This window comes from Jannaschia sp. W003 (assembly GCF_025144335.1).
Taxonomy (GTDB): Bacteria; Pseudomonadota; Alphaproteobacteria; order Rhodobacterales; family Rhodobacteraceae; genus Jannaschia.
The window spans coordinates 819,032-835,322 of sequence record NZ_CP083539.1 but is presented as its reverse complement, the minus strand read 5'-3'; the positions used below and the strand labels follow the sequence as shown (position 1 = coordinate 835,322).

Sequence of the window (16,291 nt, the reverse complement as noted above, 5' to 3'; positions counted from 1 at the left end):
CACCCCCAGGAGACGCCTCCATGATCAGACCCGCCCCGAAGGCCGCCCGCGCCGCCCTCGCCGCCTGCGCCGCCACCCTCGCGACCGCGGGGGGCGCCTGGGCGCAGGCCTCCTGCGACGACGTGGTGATCACCGAGATGGACTGGGCGTCCTCGGCGATCGTGACCAACGTCGCCGTGTTCCTGATGGAGCAGGGATACGGCTGCGACGTGCAGGTCGTCCCGTCGTCGACCACGCCGGCCATGGTGTCGGTCGCCGAGACCGGCCGGCCCGACATCGTCACCGAGGTCTGGCCCAACGGGAACCCGGCCTACGACTCGCTGGTCGCCGAGGGCAGGATCGAGACCGTCGCCGACGTGCTGTCCGACCGCAGCGTGCAGGGCTGGTACCTCCCGACCTCGCTCGTGGACGCGCATCCCGAGCTGGCGACGCTGGAGGGGATCCTCGCGAACCCCGGGCTGGTGGGCGGCCGCCTGCATTCCTGCCCCGACGGCTGGCAGTGCAAGGAGACGACCGAGGCCATCGCGCGCGCGGCCGGCTTGCCCGAGGCGGGCATCGAGGTGTTCCAGCACGGCTCCGGCGAGACCCTCGCCGCGTCGATGGCCTCGGCCGTCGAGGCGGGCGAGCCGTGGCTCGGCTACTACTGGGAGCCGACCGGCCTCCTGGGCAAGTACGCGATGACGAAGGTGGACCTCGGCGCGTTCGACGAGGAGGCGTGGAACTGCATCGTCGATCCCGAATGCCCCGGGGAGGAGATGACGTCCTATGCCAGCACACCGGTCGTCACCGTCGTCACCACCACCTTCGCCGAGGACCATCCGGAGCTCTACGAGCTGATGTCCAACGTCGCGTTCACCAACGCCCAGATGGGCGCGGTGCTTTCGTGGCAGGAGGAGAACGCCGCCTCGGCCGAGGAGGCGGCGGTCCACTTCCTAACCGAGTACCGCGACGTCTGGCCCGCCTGGCTGAGCGAGGACGCGCGCGCGAACCTCGCGGCTCTGATCGACTGACCGGCGGATCGGCCCGGCCCCGGATCGGGGGCCGGGCCGATCCGGGGGGCGTGCGTCACCCGTCCCGGCCCGGCTCCGCCGGATCGCTCGAGAACAGTGCCAGCTTGTTGCCGTCGGGGTCGCGCAGGTAGCCTACGAAGAAGCGCGGCCCGTAGCCCGCGCGGAAGCCGGGGGCGCCCTCGTCGGTGCCGCCCGCCGCCAGCCCCGCGGCATGGAGCGCGCGGACCCGCGCCTGCCCCGGCGCCTCGAACGCCGTCATCGCCCCGTTGCCCGCCCCGGCGGGGCGCCCGTCGAACGGGGGCTTCACGTAGAAGTCCGGCGGCGCGAAGGGCCACTCCGGCCGCGCGGGCAGCACGTAGCTCAGTCCCTCCGGCCCCTCGCGCAGCCCGTAGCCGAGCGGGCGCAGGATCGCGTCGTAGAACCGACGCGCGCGGGCGAGGTCGTCGGTCCCGACGGTCACGTAGGCGATCATGCCCTCACCCTGCCCCCTGTCGCCCCCCCGCGCCAGCCGCTACACGGCGCGCGACGCAACCGCTCCCGGACACCCCCGCCCATGGCCCCCCGCCTCGTCAAAGGCTTCCTCACCGTCGGCGGCTGGACCCTCCTGTCCCGCGTGCTCGGCTTCGCGCGCGACATCCTGATCGCCCGCTTCCTGGGCACCGGCGCCGCCGCCGAGGCCTTTTTCGTGGCCTTCTCACTCCCCAACATGTTCCGCCGCTTCTTCGCGGAGGGGGCCTTCAACATGGCCTTCGTGCCGCTCTACGCGAAAGCATTGGAGGCCGACGGAACCGAGGCCGCCGACCGCTTCGCGCGCGACGTGGTGGCGGGCATGGTGCTGATCCTCACGCTCCTGTCGGTGCTGGGCATCGTCTTCATGCCCGCGCTCGTGCTCGCCATGGCGTCGGGCTTCGCCGAGGACGAGCGCTTCGGCCTCGCCGTGGCCTACGGGCGCGTGGCCTTTCCCTACATCTTCCTGATCTCGCTGGCGGCCCTCGTGTCGGGCGTGCTGAACTCCGCCGGGCGCTACCTCGCCGCCGCCGCGGCGCCCGCGCTCCTGAACATCGTGTTCATCGCCGCCATGGGCGTAGCGGCCCTCTTCCCCGAGACCGTCACCGCCTGGCTCACCGCGCCCCGCGCCGTGGGCTGGGCGCTGGTGCTGGCCGTGCCCCTGGGCGGCGCGGCGCAGCTCGGGCTGGTCTGGTGGGCCGCCGCCCGCGCGGGGCACCGTCTCCTGCCCCGCCACCGCCCCCGCATGACGCCCGCGCTGCGGCGCATGCTGGTGATCGCCGCTCCGGCGGCGCTCGCGGGCGGCGTGGTGCAGGTGAACCTGCTGATCGGGCGCCAGGTCGCCAGCTACTTCGACGGCGCGGTGGCGTGGCTGAACTACGCCGACCGCCTCTACCAGCTTCCCCTCGGCGTGGTGGGCATCGCCATCGGCGTGGTGCTCCTGCCCGAGCTGTCGCGCCGGGTGCGCGCCGATGACGAGGCCGGCCAGCAGCAGAGCTACTCGCGCGCCTTCGAGTTCTCGCTCCTGCTGACCCTGCCCGCCACGGTGGCCTTCATGGTCGTCCCCCTTCCGGTCGTCTCGGTGCTGTTCGAGCGCGGCGCCTTCGACAGCGACGACACGGCGGCCACGGCGCTCGCCCTGATGATCTACGCCCTCGGCCTGCCGGCCTTCGTGCTTCAGAAAGTGCTGCAGCCCGTGTTCTTCGCGCGCGAGGACACCGCCACGCCGCTGCGCTTCGCCCTCGTCAGCCTCGCCGTGAACGCCGTCGTGGCGCTGGGCCTCGCGCCGGTGATCGGATGGCCGGCCGCCGCGCTCGGCACCACGCTGGCCGCTTGGGCCATGGTGCTGCTGCTCTGGCTGGGCGTGCGCCGCATGGGCACCGTCGGCCGCCTCGACGCCCGCGCCCGCACGCGCACGTGGCGCATCCTCCTGGCCTCGGCGCTGATGGGGGTGGCGCTCTGGATCGCGGCCCTCGCCCTCGGTCCCGCCTTCGGCGGCTCCGCGCGGGGCCTCGCCCTGGGCGTGCTCGTGGTGGTGGGCATGGGCGCCTACTTCGGGCTCGCCCTCCTGTGCGGCGCGGCGCGGATGGCGGACCTGCGGGGCGCGGTGCGGCGCTAGCGGCGGCGCATCCGGTCCCGCATCCGGGCCAGCGCGCCCGGCGCCAGCGCCGCCGACAGCCCGAAGCCCGCCGCCGCGCCCACCGCCTCGGCCACCCAGTCCGGCAGCCAGCCCCAGCCCATGCCCGCCGCCAGCGCGAACACCGGCTGGATCACGAGCAGGAGGCCCACCAGCAGGAACGCCCTCTCCCGCGGGATCGGCAGGACGCCGCGCCACGTCAGGTAGGTGAACGCCCCGATCAGCCCGTAGGCGCCGGGGAAGCCGCCGTAGAGCACCCCGTCGAACAGAACCGCGAAGGCCAGTCCCCCCGCGACGGCGGACCCGAAGAACACCGCGAGCTGCCGCCAGCGCGGCAGGAAGGGATGCGTCACGTTGCCCAGGGCCAACACGAACACCGCCACGAAGGCCGCGTGCCCGATGCCGCCGTGGATCAGCGCGTAAGTGGCGAACCGCGCGAGGTACTCGGGCGGATAGCGCCCGTTGGCCACCATCCAGTCCCACACGGGGCCGGCCACCGACCAGTCGCGGATCGCCCCGATCCGCCAGCCGTCGCCCGCGGGCCCGCCCAGGAGTCCCGCCTCGGCGAGCAGGAACATCGCCTCCACCCCGCCGATCACGAGCGCCAGCCCCGCCACCACGGGGGGCAGCGCGTGGAAGGGGCTCTGGTTGCGCGGATCGGGATGCATGGGCGGCCTCGTTGACGCGGGGTGGCGCCGGGGCTACCCCCTCGCACGCCCGCCCGCCAGCCCTTCCCGGAGCCCGCCATGCCCGACTTCACCCCCCGCGTCTTCTCCGGCGTCCAGCCCTCGGGCGGCCTCACCCTGGGGAACTACCTCGGCGCGATCGTGAAGTTCGTGGACTGGCAGGAGCGGGGCACCCACGAGACCGTGTACTGCATGGTAGACCTCCACGCGATCACCGTGCCCCAGGACCCCGAGACCTTGCGCCGCAACACCCGCGAGCTCTGCGCCGGCTTCCTGGCCGCGGGCATCGACCCCGAGCGCTCGATTCTCGTGAACCAGAGCCAGGTGCCCGAGCACGCGCAGCTCGGCTGGGTCTTCAACTGCGTGGCGCGCATGGGCTGGATGGAGCGCATGACCCAGTGGAAGGACAAGGCCGGCGCCAACGCCGAGCGCGCGTCCCTGGGCCTCTACGCCTACCCCGCGCTGATGGCCGCCGACATCCTGGTGTACCACGCCACCCACGTGCCCGTGGGCGACGACCAGAAGCAGCACATCGAGCTGTGCCGCGACATCGCCGCGAAGTTCAACCACGACTACGGGGTGGAGTTCTTCCCGCTCGCCGAGCCGGTGATCGAAGGCGTCGCCACGCGTATCATGTCGCTGCGGGACGGCACGAAGAAGATGTCGAAGTCCGACCCGGTGGACGCCAGCCGCATCAACCTCACGGATGACGCGGACGCCATCTCCCGGAAGTTCCGCAAGGCAAAGACCGATCCCGACCCGCTGCCCGGCGAGGTCGCGGGGCTGGAGGGGCGCCCCGACGTGCGCAACCTCGTGAACATCCACGCCGCGCTCGCCGGCACCACGCCCGACGCGGTGCTGGCCGAGAAGGCGGGCAGCCAGCTCGGCCACTTCAAGGCCGACCTCGCCGACCTCGCGGTGTCCAAGCTTGCCCCGGTCTCCTCGGAGATGGCCCGCCTCATGGACGACCCCGCCGAGATCGACCGCATCCTCGCCCGCGGCGCCCAGCGCGCCCGCGAGATCACCGTGCCGATCCTTGAGCGCACCTACGACATCATCGGGATGGTGCGGTGAGGGGCCTACCGTAGCAGGGGGCTCTGCCCCCGTCGCCTCCGGCGACTCCCCCGAGGTATTTTTGAAACGAAGACTGAAGGCGGAGTCGTCCGATCCAGCAGGACGCGCCCCGGGCCTGACCCGGGGCCTCCGGCCGACGCCCGCGACATCGCTGCGGAGCGAAGCGCCGACGGCACCCCGAGGCCCCGGGGCGAGCCCGGGGCGCGTCGCACTGCCTCACCCCTCGAAGAACCCCCGCAGCACGCGCCCGTAGACCCGCTTCAGCGCCTCGATCTGCTCGACCCGGCAGCGCTCGTCCACGGCGTGCATGCGGTGGCCCACCAGACCGAACTCTACCACCGGGCAGTGATTGCGCACGAAACGCGCGTCCGAAGTGCCGCCCGAGGTCGACAGCACCGGCGTACGGTTCGTCTCGGCCGTCACCGCCGCCGCCACGAGGTCCGACAGCGGCCCAGGCGGGGTGAGGAAGCTCTCGCCCGACACCTTGGTCTCCAGCGAGACCCGCGCACCCGTCTCCCCCTCCACCCGGTCCGCCTCGGCGCGGATCCACGCCAGCACCGAGTGCGAGTCGTGCGCGTCGTTGAACCGCACGTTCACCGTGGCCCGGCAGCGCGCCGGGATCACGTTGGTGGCCGGGTTGCCCGTGTCGATCGTCACCACCTGCAGCGTCGAGGGATCGAAGTGCTCCGTCCCCTTGTCCATCGCGTGGCTCGCCAGCCTGTCGCACAGCCGCGCGCAGGCCTGCACGGGGTTCACCGCCCGGTGCGGATAGGCGGCGTGGCCTTGCACGCCCTCGACCGTGAGCCACGCCGACAGCGAGCCGCGGCGGCCGATCTTGATCATGTCGCCCATGTGCTCGGGGCAAGTCGGCTCGCCCACGAGGCAGGCATCCATGCGCTCGCCCTCGGCCTCCATCCAGTCGAGGATGGCGACGGTGCCGTCCGTGGACGGTCCCTCCTCGTCGCCCGTGATGGCCAGGATCACCGCCCCGTCGGGGAACGTCTCGCGCACGAAGTCGCAGGCGGCGGCAGCGAAGGCGGCCACGCCCGACTTCATGTCGGTGGCCCCGCGCCCGTGCAGCCAGCCGTCCGCGATCTCGCCGCCGAACGGATCGCGCGTCCAGGCCTCCGCGTCGCCCACCGGCACCACGTCGGTGTGCCCGTTGAACCCGAAGGTGCGCGCGCCCCGCTCGCCCCAGCGGGCGAAGAGGTTGGGCGTCCCGTTCCGGTCCACGCGGGTGCAGCGGAAGCCCGCCTCCTCCAGCACCCCGGTCAGGAGCGTAAGTGCCCCGCCCTCCTCGGGCGTCACCGAAGGGCAGCGCACCAGCCGCGCAGCGAGGTCGACCGCGTCGACGCTCATTCCCGCAGCACCGTGGTCTGGGCGACGATCACCGCGTTCTCGGCCCGCGCCCGCTCCATCAGCGCGCGCTCCTCGTCGTCGATGTCGTGGCCCTCGGCCAGCCGCTCCTCGAGCGTGCCGTAGCCCGACACCTCCAGCACCGCCATGTCGGCTTGGCGGAGGATCGCGACGGTCTCGCGCACCGCCTCCTCCTCGTCGACGCCCGAGCTGTAGCACATGAGGGCGGCCCCCGAGGCGTCCTCGGGCAGGCCGTCGCCGGGCTTGCGCCCGACCTCGACCAGCAGCGTGAACACGTGGTGGGGGCGCTTGGTCTTTTCGGGCTTGGAGGGTGTCTCGGTCATGGCCCGGAGGGGTGCGGCGCGCGCGCGGGCCTGTCAACGAGAAAGGGGGGCGCCACCGGCACCCCCCTCGACGTTCGTTCCGCCCGGGTCAGTGACGAGCGGAGCGGCCCCTGACGAGCCGGACCACCCAGATCAGCAGGCAGGCGCCGATGACCGCCACGATCAGCTGGCCGATCCAGCCGCCCAGCGTGGAGCCGAAGATCAGCACGAAGATGAAGTTCGCGACGAGGGCGCCGACGATGCCGAGGATGATGTTCATGAGCAGTCCCATGTCGGACTTCATGATCTTCTCGGCGATCCAGCCGGCGATGCCGCCGAGGATGATGCTCCCGATCCAGCCGATGCCTTCCATGCGCGCGTCTCCTTCCAAGGGGTTGTGCGTGTGCGGGGACGAAACGCCGCACCCCCCTCCCCCGTTCCTCCCCCGCCCCCGGGGCGAGGTTTTTCTGGAACGGGCCCGCCCGGCGCCCCACCTTCGGGGCCATGAGCCGCGACACGCCCACCCTCTCGCGCGCGCAGGCGAGCGACATGGCCGCCTACGACCGCCTGCCGCCCGCACTGCGCCGCTGGCTCGCCGGCGCCGCACTGCCCTGGTCGCCCGCCTCGGCGCGGCGCGCCTGGCGCCGCGCCATGCGCCGGGCGCTCTGGCGCGAGCGGGTCGCCCTCAGGATCATGGACCGCATCGAGGCCGAGCGGCTGGCCCAGGACGCGCTGGTGGTACAGCGCGAGCTGGAGATCGCCGCGGCCGCCGCGAAGCGGAGGTCGTGACGCAGGGGGCTTGCCGGACGCGCGAGCCGCACGATCTTCATCCTAAGGGACCGGAAGCATCGCGATGGACGGGCATGGTGCGCATGGCGGCGGGGCGGATGCGGCGGGCCGAGCGCTCGCGGCGTCGGCCTGGCTGACGGGGGTCTACTTCGTGGTGGAGCTGGCGGTCGGCCTCTGGACCGGCTCGGTCGCGGTGATCTCGGACGCGTTCCACACCTTCTCGGCCGTGGGCGGGGTGCTGATCGCCCTCGTGGCCGCCCGCCTGGCGCGGCGCCCGGCCGACCGGGCGCGCAGCTTCGGCTGGCACCGCGCCGAGCTGCTGGGCGCGCTCGTCAACGGGGCGTTCCTCTTCGTCATGGCCCTGGTCGTCGTGGTGATGGCGGCGATGAAGCTGCGCCACCCGCCGGAGCTGGAGACCGGGCCGATGATCTGGGTCGCCCTGGGCGGCATCGCCACCGAGGTTGTGGCGCTGTGGCTCCTGCGCCGGCGCGCGCCGGGGGACCTGAACGCCGCCGGGGCGTGGTGGCACGTGGTGCAGACCTTCGTGGGCTCGCTCGTCATCATCGTGGCCGCGCTGGTGATCCGCTTCACCGGCTTCCTGGCCATCGACCCGATCCTCGGCCTCCTGTTCGGGCTGGTCCTGCTATGGGCGAGCTGGGGGCTGATGCGCGACGCGGCGCACCTGCTGATGGACGGCACGCCGCCGGACCTGTCGCTGGCCGAGATCGAGACCGCGCTGGAGGCCCTGCCCGGGGTGCGCGACGCCCACCACCTCCACGCCTGGGCCCTGACGGGCGGCGTCCACGCCGTGTCGGGCCACGTGCGGGCCGCCGCGGGCGCCGACCCGGACGCGGTGCTCCGCGCGGCCCACGCGCTCCTGGACGAGCGCTTCGGCTTCGCGATGATCACCGTGCAGGTGGAGACGACCTGCCTCGACGAGGGCCGCATGGCGGCCTTCGAGACGCGGGGCCTGCCGAACCTGCGCGTGAGCCGGTCGGCCCACGCGCACCACTAGCGGTCAGTCGCGCAGCAGCTCGTTGATCGAGGTCTTGGAGCGGGTGCGGGCATCGACCTTCTTCACGATCACCGCGCAGTAGAGGTGCACGCCGTTCTTGGACGGCATGGAGCCGGCCACGACCACCGAGCCTGCCGGCACCTCGCCGTAGGAGACGTCGCCGGTCTCGCGGTCCACGATCTTGGTGGACTGGCCGATGAACACGCCCATGCCGATCACCGAACCCTCGCGCACGATGCAGCCCTCGACCACCTCGGAGCGCGCGCCCACGAAGCAGTCGTCCTCGATGATGGTGGGGCCCGCCTGCATCGGCTCCAGCACGCCGCCGATGCCGACGCCGCCCGACAGGTGCACGTTGCGCCCGATCTGCGCGCAGGAGCCCACCGTGGCCCAGGTGTCCACCATGGAGCCCTCGCCCACGTAGGCGCCGACGTTCACGAAGCTCGGCATCAGCACGGCGCCCGGCGCCACGTAGGCCGAGCGGCGCACCACGCAGTTCGGCACCGCGCGGAAGCCGGCCTGCTCCCACTTCGCGGCGTTCCAGCCGGCGAACTTCGAGTCGACCTTGTCCCACCACGCGCCGCCCTGCGGCCCGCCCTCCTGCAGCTCCATCGGCTTGAGGCGGAAGCCGAGCAGCACCGCCTTCTTGGCCCACTGGTTCACGTGCCAGGTCCCGTCCTCGCCGCGCTCCGCCACCCGCAGGCGGCCCCCGTCGAGCGCGTCGAGCGTGGCCTCGATCGCCTCGCGCGCGGCCCCCGTGGTCTGGGGCGAGACGGCGTCGCGGTCCTCCCAGGCGGCCTCGATCGCGGCTTCGAGCTGGTCGTTCGTGGAGGACATGGGGCAGGCCTTTCGCGGCGGGACGGAGGGGGCGTTGACTGGCGGTCCCATACGCGCGAGGCCCGATCCGCACAACCGCGAGGCCCCGCCCGATGCCCCCGATCCTCGTTCCCGTCCTCGTGGTCGCGGCCGTCGGCGTCGGCTTCGCCGTGCAGGCGCCGCTCAACGCCGCCCTCGGCCGGGCCATCGGCTCCAGCGTTGCCGCGGCGGCGATCTCGTTCGGCGTGGGCTTCGCGGTGCTGCTCGGCCTCGCGCTCGCCTTCGGGCAGGCCGGCGCGTTCGGGCGCGCGACGGCGGTGCCGCCCGTGCTGTGGCTCGGCGGCGTCCTGGGCGCGGGGGTCGTGTGGGCGATGCTCTGGTCGGTGCCCACGGTCGGCATCCTGACGGCCATCGCCGCCCTCCTGCTCGGCCAGCTCGGCGGCGCGCTGGTGCTGGACGCGCTGGGGGCCTTCGGCGCGCCCGTGACGCCGGTCACGCCGCGCCGGGTGGTGGCGTTGGTGTTGGTGGCCGGGGGGCTGGTTTTGTCGCGGTTGTAGGGAGGGGGCTCCGCCCCCGACGCTTCGCGTCTCCCCCGAGGTATTTGGGAAACGAAGACATTGGGAGCGGGCAGTTTAATCTGGCGCACCACGCCCCGGACCTGATCCGGGGCCTCCGACCTCCGCCCGCGACACCGCTGCGGAGCGAAGCAACAGCAGCACCCCGAGGCCCCGGGTCGGGTCCGGCGCGCGGCCCGACCTACGCGTCCAGCGGATCCGGCTCCGGGTTCGCCCCGCACAGGAGCACCGCCACGCGCTCGCCCGGCTCCGGCACGTAGGCCCCCGACAAGAGCGCCGCGAGCGCCGCCGCCCCCGCCGGCTCCACGAGCTGCCGCGCCTCCTGCCAGAGCGCGCGGCGGGCGTGGATGATGGCGTCGTCCTCGACCAGCACCGAGCGCACGCCCCTCGCCAGCCCGAAGCACAGCGTGCCGATGCGGCTCGCGCCCAGCGCATTGGCGGCCACGCCGCCCACCTCCACGTCCACCGGCGCCCCCGCTTCCAGCGCGGCGTGGAGCGTCGGCGCGCGGCGCGGCTCCACCGCCACCACCTTGCGGCGCCCGGCCAGCCAGCCGAGCGCCCCGCCGATCAGCCCGCCCCCGCCCACCGCGATCAGCACGGTGTCGGCCTCCAGGCCCTGCCGCTCCCATTCCCGCAGGCACGTCCCCTGCCCCGCCAGCGTCGGCACCGCGTCGTAGGCATGGACCTGCATCGCGCCCGTCGCCGCCTCGTGGGCGCGCGCGGCGGCGAGCGCGTCCGCGTAGACCCCCGGCACCACGTGGCAGGTGGCGCCCGAGCGCTCGATCACCGCGATCTTGGCCGCCCCCGCGATCTCCGGCACGAACACGTGGGCCGGGTGCCCGAGGGCCGCCGCCGCATATCCCACCGCCGCGCCGTGGTTGCCGCCCGAGGCCGCCACCACGCCGCCCGCGGGCACGTCTGCGGCGAGCAGCGTGTTGAACGCCCCCCGCGCCTTGAAGCTGCCGGTGTGCTGCATGTGCTCGAGCTTGGCCTCGAAGCGGTGTCCGCCCACGTCCAGCGTGCAGACGGGCGTGCGCCGGACGTGGCCGTCGACGCGCGCCGCCGCGGCCTCGATTTCCGCCTGCCAATCGGTCATGGCGCTGTTAGACCGACCCCTCTTCCCGAGTGCAAGGAGCGCCGATGAGCCCGCGCATGCCCGACGAACGCCGCAACCACCCTATGCGCGACAGCCGCGAGGACGTCTCCACCGCGGAGGGCGTGCCCGACACCCCCCAGACCCGCTCGCCGTCCTACCGCCTCGCCTACGACGACGAGGACTTCCTGTGCCGCGACGAGCTGCGCCCCGCGCGGCTGCAGCTCGAGCTGATGAAGGCCACGCTGCTGATGGACGAGGCCGAGGTCGAGAGCACCGTGGTCATGTTCGGCGGCGCCCGCGTGCCCCGCCCCGCCGAGGCCGACATGGCCCGCACCGAGACCCTGCGCGGGCTGGCCGCCCAGTACGAGGAGGCCCGCACCTTCGCCCGGCTCGTGACCGAGCGCAGCCTCGCCGAGACCGGCGGGCGCCGCAACGTGATCGTCACCGGGGGCGGCCCGGGCGTGATGGAGGCCGGCAACCGCGGCGCCGCCGACGCGGGCGGCCGCTCCGTGGGCCTCAACATCGTGCTGCCCCACGAGCAGGCGCCCAACGCGTACGTGACGCCGGAGCTGTCGTTCAACTTCCACTACTTCGCGATCCGCAAGATGCACTTCCTGATGCGGGCCTCGGCGATCTGCGTGTTCCCGGGCGGCTTCGGCACCCTCGACGAGCTGTTCGAGTCGCTGACGCTGATCCAGACGGGGCGCATGGAGCGGGTGCCGTTCCTGCTGTTCGGCGAGGCGTTCTGGCGCCGCATCGTCGACTGGGAGGCGCTGGAGGAGGCGGGCACCATCGGCCCCGACGACCTCGCCCTGTTCCGCTTCGTGGAAACGGCCGCGGATGCGCTGGCGCTGATGGAGGACTGGCCGCTGGAGCAGACGCGCCGCGAGTTCATCCGTTGAGCCTGCGCGTCGCCATGGTCGGGGCCACCGGCGCGGTGGGCGGCCACGCCCTCGCTGCGCTGCTGGCGGACCCGCGCGTCGGGCACGTCACCGTGCTGGGACGGCGGCCCACCGGGCGGGCGCATCCCAAGCTGCGCGAGCGCATCGTGGCCATGGACGACGCCGCCGCGCTGGCCGAGGCGGTGCCGGACGCCGACGCCGCCCTCAGCACCCTCGGCGTGGGCGAGCCCAGCGCCGCGGACGCCGCGACCTTCCGGCGCGTGGACCACGACCTGCCGCTCGCCTTCGCCCGCGCGGCGCGGGCGCGGGGCGCGCGGCACTTCACGAGCCTCGGCTCGATCGGGGCGGGCGCGCGGGGGATGGGCGGCTTCCTCCGCACCAAGGGCGAGCTGGAGCGGGCGATCGGGGCCTTGGGCTTCGAGGGCGTCTCGCTGCTGCGCCCCTCGATGATCCTGACGCCCGAGAACCGCTACGGCGCGTCGCAGGCGGCGACGCTGTGGCTCTGGCCGCGCCTCGCGCCGGTGCTGCGCGGCCCGCTCCTGCCCCTGCGCGGCATCCCGGTGGAGCGGCTGGGCCGCGCGGCCGCCGCCGCCACCGCGGGCATGGCGCCGGGCGTGGCGGTGCTGCGCTGGCCCGAGCTGGACCGCCTCGCGGACGAGGTTCCGCCGCCCTCCGCGCGCTAGCCGTCGGCGCCCGTCGCCGCCCCGTCCGGCCCCGACAGCACGTAGTCCACGAACTCCGTGGTCTGCAGCGTGCGGCGCAGGTTGTCGTCGGAGATCATGGTCGCGCGGATGCGGCCCCGGGCGTCGCGCCAGATGCTGATGCCCTCGAGGTTGTCGTGGGCGCGCAGGGGCGAGACCATCTCCACCCGCCCGTCCGTGCCGTCCGCCGCGAAGGAGCGGATGCGCGAGCGGAAGCCGATCACCGCGAAGTCGCGCTCGAGCACGTAGAGCCGCCCGTCGGGGCCGAAGTCCGCGCCCGAGACCAGGAACGCCCCCTCGCGCGGAATCGAGAAGGCCCAGTCCCAGACCGCGTCCTCCGGGTCGTAGCGGTAGACCGGGAACGGATGGCCGTCGCCGCCGACGTCCGGAACCGTCTCGCCGACGGGCAGTGGCGCGCCGTCCTCCGCCGTGGAGCGTTCGGGGATCGCGTAGAGCCGTCCCGCGGCATCCGCGGCCAGGGCCTCCAAGCCACTGTTGCTCTGCATCCGCTCGAAGTCGGGGTGACGGGGGATGCGCTCGGGCACGCCCTCCAGGGTGGGGTGGCGCATCACCCGCGTCACGCCCTCGTAGGAGACGTAGAAGGTGTCGCCCACCTTGGCCAACCCCTCGGCATCGCTCTCGCCGCCCTTCAGCGGGCCGCCCGTGGAGCGCAGGAGCGGGCCGTGCGCCGCGACGGCGACGGCGCTCACCGCGCCCGCGGCGTCGCGCACGAGGCGGCCGCGCACCCAGGAGCCCCGATCCGAGAGCGCCACGAAGTCGAGCCCGTCCTCGCCCAGCCACAGCGCCGAGTAGCCGCCCGCACGCGCCCAGTCCGGCTCCCACACGTGGGAGCCGACCGTGTCGGCGGCACAGGCCGGGAGCGCCGCGCCTAGCGCGAGGGCGCAGAGAGGACGGAAGCGCATTGCTGGGGCAGGTCGGCCATGCGCAGCTCGCGGCGCGGGGGACTGGGCTTGGCGTTCGGGTCGGGCGGCGGCGGGTTCAGGATGTTCTGCTGCCACTGGCGCGCCTCGGCGCAGCCGTCGCCCGGCGGCGGCGGGGCCTGATCGACGCAGGCGGCGGCCCCGCGGGGGCAGGAGATGCGCACGTGCATGTGGTAGTGGTGCCCGTACCAGGGCCGGACCTTGCGCAGCCACGCGCGGTCGCCGGTGGCGTCCTCGCACATCTGCACCTTGGCGCCGGGGAAGATGAAGATGCGCGCCGTGCGCGGGTCCTCGGCGGCGCGCTTCACCAGCTCCTGCTGGCCGCGCGTCCAGTTGCGGTTCACGTAGGCGCCCTCGGCGCGGCGCATGGAGACCGCCGAGATCTCCTCGCGCTCGCGGCGCGAGAGCGTGACGTCGTTCACCGGATAGAGCCAGACGTCGGCATCGAGCCCGATCTGGTGCGAGCGGTGGCCCGAGGTCATCGGCCCGCCGCGCGGCTGGCTCAGGTCGCCCACGTAGACGCCCTCCCAGCCGAAGGCGTCCATGTGCCGCCCCAGGTCCTCGACGAGGTCCACGAGCTGGGGGTGGCCCCAGTTGCGGTTGCGGCTCAGGCGCATGGCCTGCCAGGCGTCGCCCGTCTCGGCCAGCGCCACGTTGCCGGCCGCGCAGCCCTTGGCATACGATCCGATCGGCTCGGCGGCCTGGGCCGACGGGCGGGTGGCGGCGCCGAACAGCTCCTTGGCGAGCTGGGCGTGGACGGGGGCCGCGGCGAGGGCCGCGGCGAGGGTCAGGCCGATGCGGAGCGCGGCTCTTGCGACCATGCGGTCTCTCCTTCTGCTCGGACCCACTTCAACAGCACCAGCCCGGCGATGAAAAGCAGGGCCAGCGGCAAGACGCCGATGCGCTGCGAGCCCGAGACCAGCGTCACGATCCCGATCAGCCACGGCGCGAGGAAGGCGGTCGCCTTGCCGGCCAGCGCGTAGAGCCCGAACGCCTCGGTCATGCGCTGGGGATGGGCCTGGCGCACCAGCATCGTGCGGCTCGCGGCCTGCAGGCTGCCTCCGGCCGCGCCGATCACGGCGCCGATCACGTAGAACGCCACGTCGGGCAGCGCGGACTCGGGGCCGACGGCCACGCCCAGCACCGCCTCGCGGCTCACGAACACCACCGCCACGGAGACCGTCAGCAGCGCCGCGATGCACCAGACGATCACCGGGCGCGGGCCCCAGCGGCTGTCGGCATGCCCGCCGATCCAGGCGAACACCGCGCCGGTCACGGCGGCCAGGATGCCGAACACGCCCACGTCGATCACGGTCCAGCCCAGCACGCCCACCGCGTAGATGCCGCCGAAGGTGTAGAGCCCGTTCAGCGCGTCGCGGTAGAGCATCGACGCGCCCAGGAACGCCGAGAAGCCCGGCGTGCGCGGCAGGGCGCGGATGGTCCTGCCCAGCCCCCGCAGCGCGGCGCCTGCGGGCACGCGCGGGGCGGCGGAGCGGCGTTCCCGGACCCACAGGAAGAACGGGATCATGAACACGGCGTACCAGAGGGCGGTGAAGGGCCCGACGGTGCGGGTGCCTTCGCGGGCCTCGGGGTCCAGCCCGAACAGCGGCGCGGTGCCGAGCAGCGTCACGCCGTCGCCGTTCTCGGCGAGGAAGAGGAGCATGATCACGAGGCCGAGCACGCCCCCCACGTAGCCCAGCGCCCAGCCTGAGCCGGAGATGCGGCCGATGGCGTCGCGCGGGCCGAGGTCGGGCAGCATGGCATTGGTGAATATCGTGGCGAACTCCATGCCCACCAGCCCGATGCAGAAGGCCAGGAGGATCGGCCAGACCGGGTCCGCCCCCGGCACGGCCCACCACAGCGCGAAGCTGCCCGTGACGTAGAGCGCCGAGAACAGCCAGATCCACGGCATCCGCCGCCCCGAGCCGTCGGCCAGCGCGCCCAGCACGGGGGCCATGAGCGCGATCAGGAGGCCAGCGGTGCCGATCGCGAAGCCCCAGGCCGACTGCGCGGCCACGGGGTCGTCCATCACTGCGGAGGCGAAGTAGGGGCCGAACACGAAGGTGATCAGCAGCGTGTTGTAGGGCTGCGAGGCGAAGTCGAACATCATCCAGCCGCGCACCCGGCGGCGCAGCGTGACCGCCCCGGTGGCGGACTCGGTCGTGATCGTGGTCATCGGCGGCGCCCCCCGCGTCCCTCTAGAGCCGCCGCCCGCGCCGGGCGCAATCGGGACGTTCGGCCTAGGGCAGGGGCGGCCAAGGCCGTTGCGCATCCGCCGCGATCCAGGCCTCGACCCACGCGGGCAGCGGGGGCGGCGGCTCGGTGCGGCCCAGCGCCTCCAGCACGCGCGCCGAGGGGATCGAGCGGCCCCGCTCCGTCACGGCCGTCCGCAGGAGCGCCTGCGCGGCGCACTCGCCGCCGATCCACATCTCCTGGAGGATGTAGAAGAAGCGATGGTCGGTGCCCGCCAGCCGGGTGCGCATCTCGATGCGGGCCATGGGCAGGATGCGGCGCCGGTAGCGCACCGAGGAGCCGGCCACGGCGAGGCCCCAGCGGTGGCGGCGCATGGCGGCGCCCAGCCCGAAGCGGCGCGCCGAGGTGAAGCGCCCGAGGTCGAACAGCGTCAGCACGCGGCCGTTGTTCATCTCCCCGAAGCCGTCGAGGTCCCAGGGCAGGCAGCGGTGATGCGAGACGTGCACCCCGTCGAGGGCCAGCGGCGGGTCGTTGCGGTGGCGCCATAGCTGCCAGGCGAGTCGGACGAAGGGATACATGGGCCGGCCCTGCGCGCGGGTGACGCGCGCGTCAAGCGCGACGGGGCGTCAGGTTGCCCGCTCCGGTTGCGGCCCCTGCCCCGCGCCCCTAGA

Annotated in this window: 19 protein-coding genes; 8 read left to right on the top strand and 11 right to left on the bottom strand. The window is 73.7% G+C overall.

Annotated features, from left to right (window positions below; translation table 11 throughout):
• The first annotated feature begins 20 nt into the window (after positions 1–20).
• The gene (locus K3554_RS03955; protein WP_259943790.1) at positions 21–1,010 is read left to right on the top strand and encodes a glycine betaine ABC transporter substrate-binding protein; all 990 of its coding nucleotides are present in this window, start codon (positions 21–23) and stop codon (positions 1,008–1,010) included.
• Between the two features lie 55 nt (positions 1,011–1,065).
• Here the strand turns inward: K3554_RS03955 and K3554_RS03950 are convergent, their stop codons facing one another.
• Positions 1,066–1,482, bottom strand: a complete 417-nt coding sequence (locus tag K3554_RS03950) for a VOC family protein (protein WP_259943789.1) — start codon at positions 1,480–1,482, stop codon at positions 1,066–1,068.
• 81 nt (positions 1,483–1,563) lie between these two features.
• On the opposite strand from K3554_RS03950, the gene murJ reads away from it, so the two are divergent.
• Positions 1,564–3,135 carry a murein biosynthesis integral membrane protein MurJ gene (murJ, locus tag K3554_RS03945; RefSeq protein ID WP_259943788.1) on the top strand — a complete coding sequence of 524 codons (1,572 nt, stop codon included), beginning with the start codon at positions 1,564–1,566 and terminating at the stop codon, positions 3,133–3,135.
• Here the strand turns inward: murJ and K3554_RS03940 are convergent.
• The gene (locus tag K3554_RS03940) at positions 3,132–3,821 is read right to left on the bottom strand and encodes a rhomboid family intramembrane serine protease (RefSeq protein ID WP_259943787.1); all 690 of its coding nucleotides are present in this window, start codon (positions 3,819–3,821) and stop codon (positions 3,132–3,134) included. The genes murJ and K3554_RS03940 overlap by 4 nt on opposite strands.
• Before the next feature lie 78 nt (positions 3,822–3,899).
• On the opposite strand from K3554_RS03940, the gene trpS reads away from it, so the two are divergent.
• Positions 3,900–4,913, top strand: a complete 1,014-nt coding sequence (gene trpS / locus K3554_RS03935; RefSeq protein ID WP_259943786.1) for a tryptophan--tRNA ligase — start codon at positions 3,900–3,902, stop codon at positions 4,911–4,913.
• Between the two features lie 216 nt (positions 4,914–5,129).
• Here the strand turns inward: trpS and dapE are convergent, their stop codons facing one another.
• From dapE to K3554_RS03920, 3 genes are all read right to left on the bottom strand, one after another.
• The gene (dapE, locus tag K3554_RS03930; protein ID WP_259943785.1) at positions 5,130–6,272 is read right to left on the bottom strand and encodes a succinyl-diaminopimelate desuccinylase; all 1,143 of its coding nucleotides are present in this window, start codon (positions 6,270–6,272) and stop codon (positions 5,130–5,132) included.
• Positions 6,269–6,613: a hypothetical protein gene (locus tag K3554_RS03925; RefSeq protein WP_259943783.1), complete on the bottom strand. Its 345-nt coding sequence runs from the start codon at positions 6,611–6,613 to the stop codon at positions 6,269–6,271. The genes dapE and K3554_RS03925 overlap by 4 nt, the downstream gene beginning before the upstream one ends.
• 88 nt (positions 6,614–6,701) lie before the next feature.
• Positions 6,702–6,965, bottom strand: coding sequence for a GlsB/YeaQ/YmgE family stress response membrane protein (locus K3554_RS03920; protein ID WP_259943782.1), 264 nt, complete (start codon positions 6,963–6,965; stop codon positions 6,702–6,704).
• A 131-nt stretch (positions 6,966–7,096) separates the two neighbouring features.
• Here K3554_RS03920 and K3554_RS03915 point away from each other — a divergent pair, with 131 nt between their 5' ends.
• Together K3554_RS03915 and K3554_RS03910 are read left to right on the top strand one after the other, a co-directional pair.
• A complete protein-coding gene (locus K3554_RS03915; protein ID WP_259943781.1) occupies positions 7,097–7,381 on the top strand; it encodes a DUF6525 family protein in 285 nt (94 codons plus the stop codon).
• Between the two features lie 64 nt (positions 7,382–7,445).
• A complete protein-coding gene (locus tag K3554_RS03910) occupies positions 7,446–8,396 on the top strand; it encodes a cation diffusion facilitator family transporter (RefSeq protein WP_259943780.1) in 951 nt (316 codons plus the stop codon).
• A gap of 3 nt (positions 8,397–8,399) precedes the next feature.
• Here the strand turns inward: K3554_RS03910 and dapD are convergent, their stop codons facing one another.
• Positions 8,400–9,233, bottom strand: a complete 834-nt coding sequence (gene dapD, locus K3554_RS03905) for a 2,3,4,5-tetrahydropyridine-2,6-dicarboxylate N-succinyltransferase (RefSeq protein ID WP_259943779.1) — start codon at positions 9,231–9,233, stop codon at positions 8,400–8,402.
• Between the two features lie 92 nt (positions 9,234–9,325).
• Here dapD and K3554_RS03900 point away from each other — a divergent pair, with 92 nt between their 5' ends.
• A complete protein-coding gene (locus K3554_RS03900) occupies positions 9,326–9,769 on the top strand; it encodes a DMT family transporter (protein WP_259943777.1) in 444 nt (147 codons plus the stop codon).
• 199 nt (positions 9,770–9,968) lie between these two features.
• Here K3554_RS03900 and K3554_RS03895 read toward each other — a convergent pair whose 3' ends face one another.
• Positions 9,969–10,883 (bottom strand): serine/threonine dehydratase, encoded by a 915-nt coding sequence (locus K3554_RS03895; RefSeq protein WP_259943775.1) that lies wholly within the window; start codon positions 10,881–10,883, stop codon positions 9,969–9,971.
• A gap of 56 nt (positions 10,884–10,939) precedes the next feature.
• Here K3554_RS03895 and K3554_RS03890 point away from each other — a divergent pair, with 56 nt between their 5' ends.
• Both K3554_RS03890 and K3554_RS03885 read left to right on the top strand, forming a co-directional pair.
• Complete coding sequence (locus K3554_RS03890) at positions 10,940–11,785, top strand: LOG family protein (protein WP_259943774.1); 846 nt, start codon at positions 10,940–10,942, stop codon at positions 11,783–11,785.
• On the top strand, positions 11,782–12,468 hold the full coding sequence (locus K3554_RS03885; protein ID WP_259943772.1) for an NAD(P)H-binding protein: 687 nt from the start codon (positions 11,782–11,784) through the stop codon (positions 12,466–12,468). Before K3554_RS03890 ends, K3554_RS03885 begins: the two co-directional genes overlap by 4 nt.
• Here K3554_RS03885 and K3554_RS03880 read toward each other — a convergent pair.
• The 4 genes from K3554_RS03880 to K3554_RS03865 all read right to left on the bottom strand — a co-directional run bounded on the left by K3554_RS03880 (position 12,465) and on the right by K3554_RS03865 (position 16,198).
• Positions 12,465–13,409: an esterase-like activity of phytase family protein gene (locus K3554_RS03880; protein ID WP_259943770.1), complete on the bottom strand. Its 945-nt coding sequence runs from the start codon at positions 13,407–13,409 to the stop codon at positions 12,465–12,467. The two genes, K3554_RS03885 and K3554_RS03880, sit on opposite strands and share 4 nt — an antisense overlap.
• Complete coding sequence (gene mepA / locus K3554_RS03875) at positions 13,376–14,248, bottom strand: penicillin-insensitive murein endopeptidase (protein ID WP_259943768.1); 873 nt, start codon at positions 14,246–14,248, stop codon at positions 13,376–13,378. Before mepA ends, K3554_RS03880 begins: the two co-directional genes overlap by 34 nt.
• The gene (locus K3554_RS03870; RefSeq protein ID WP_259943764.1) at positions 14,215–15,603 is read right to left on the bottom strand and encodes an MFS transporter; all 1,389 of its coding nucleotides are present in this window, start codon (positions 15,601–15,603) and stop codon (positions 14,215–14,217) included. Before K3554_RS03870 ends, mepA begins: the two co-directional genes overlap by 34 nt.
• Before the next feature lie 64 nt (positions 15,604–15,667).
• Entirely contained in the window at positions 15,668–16,198 is a 531-nt protein-coding gene (locus K3554_RS03865; RefSeq protein WP_259943762.1) for an acyl-CoA thioesterase, read from the bottom strand.
• Between the last annotated feature and the right edge of the window lie 93 nt (positions 16,199–16,291).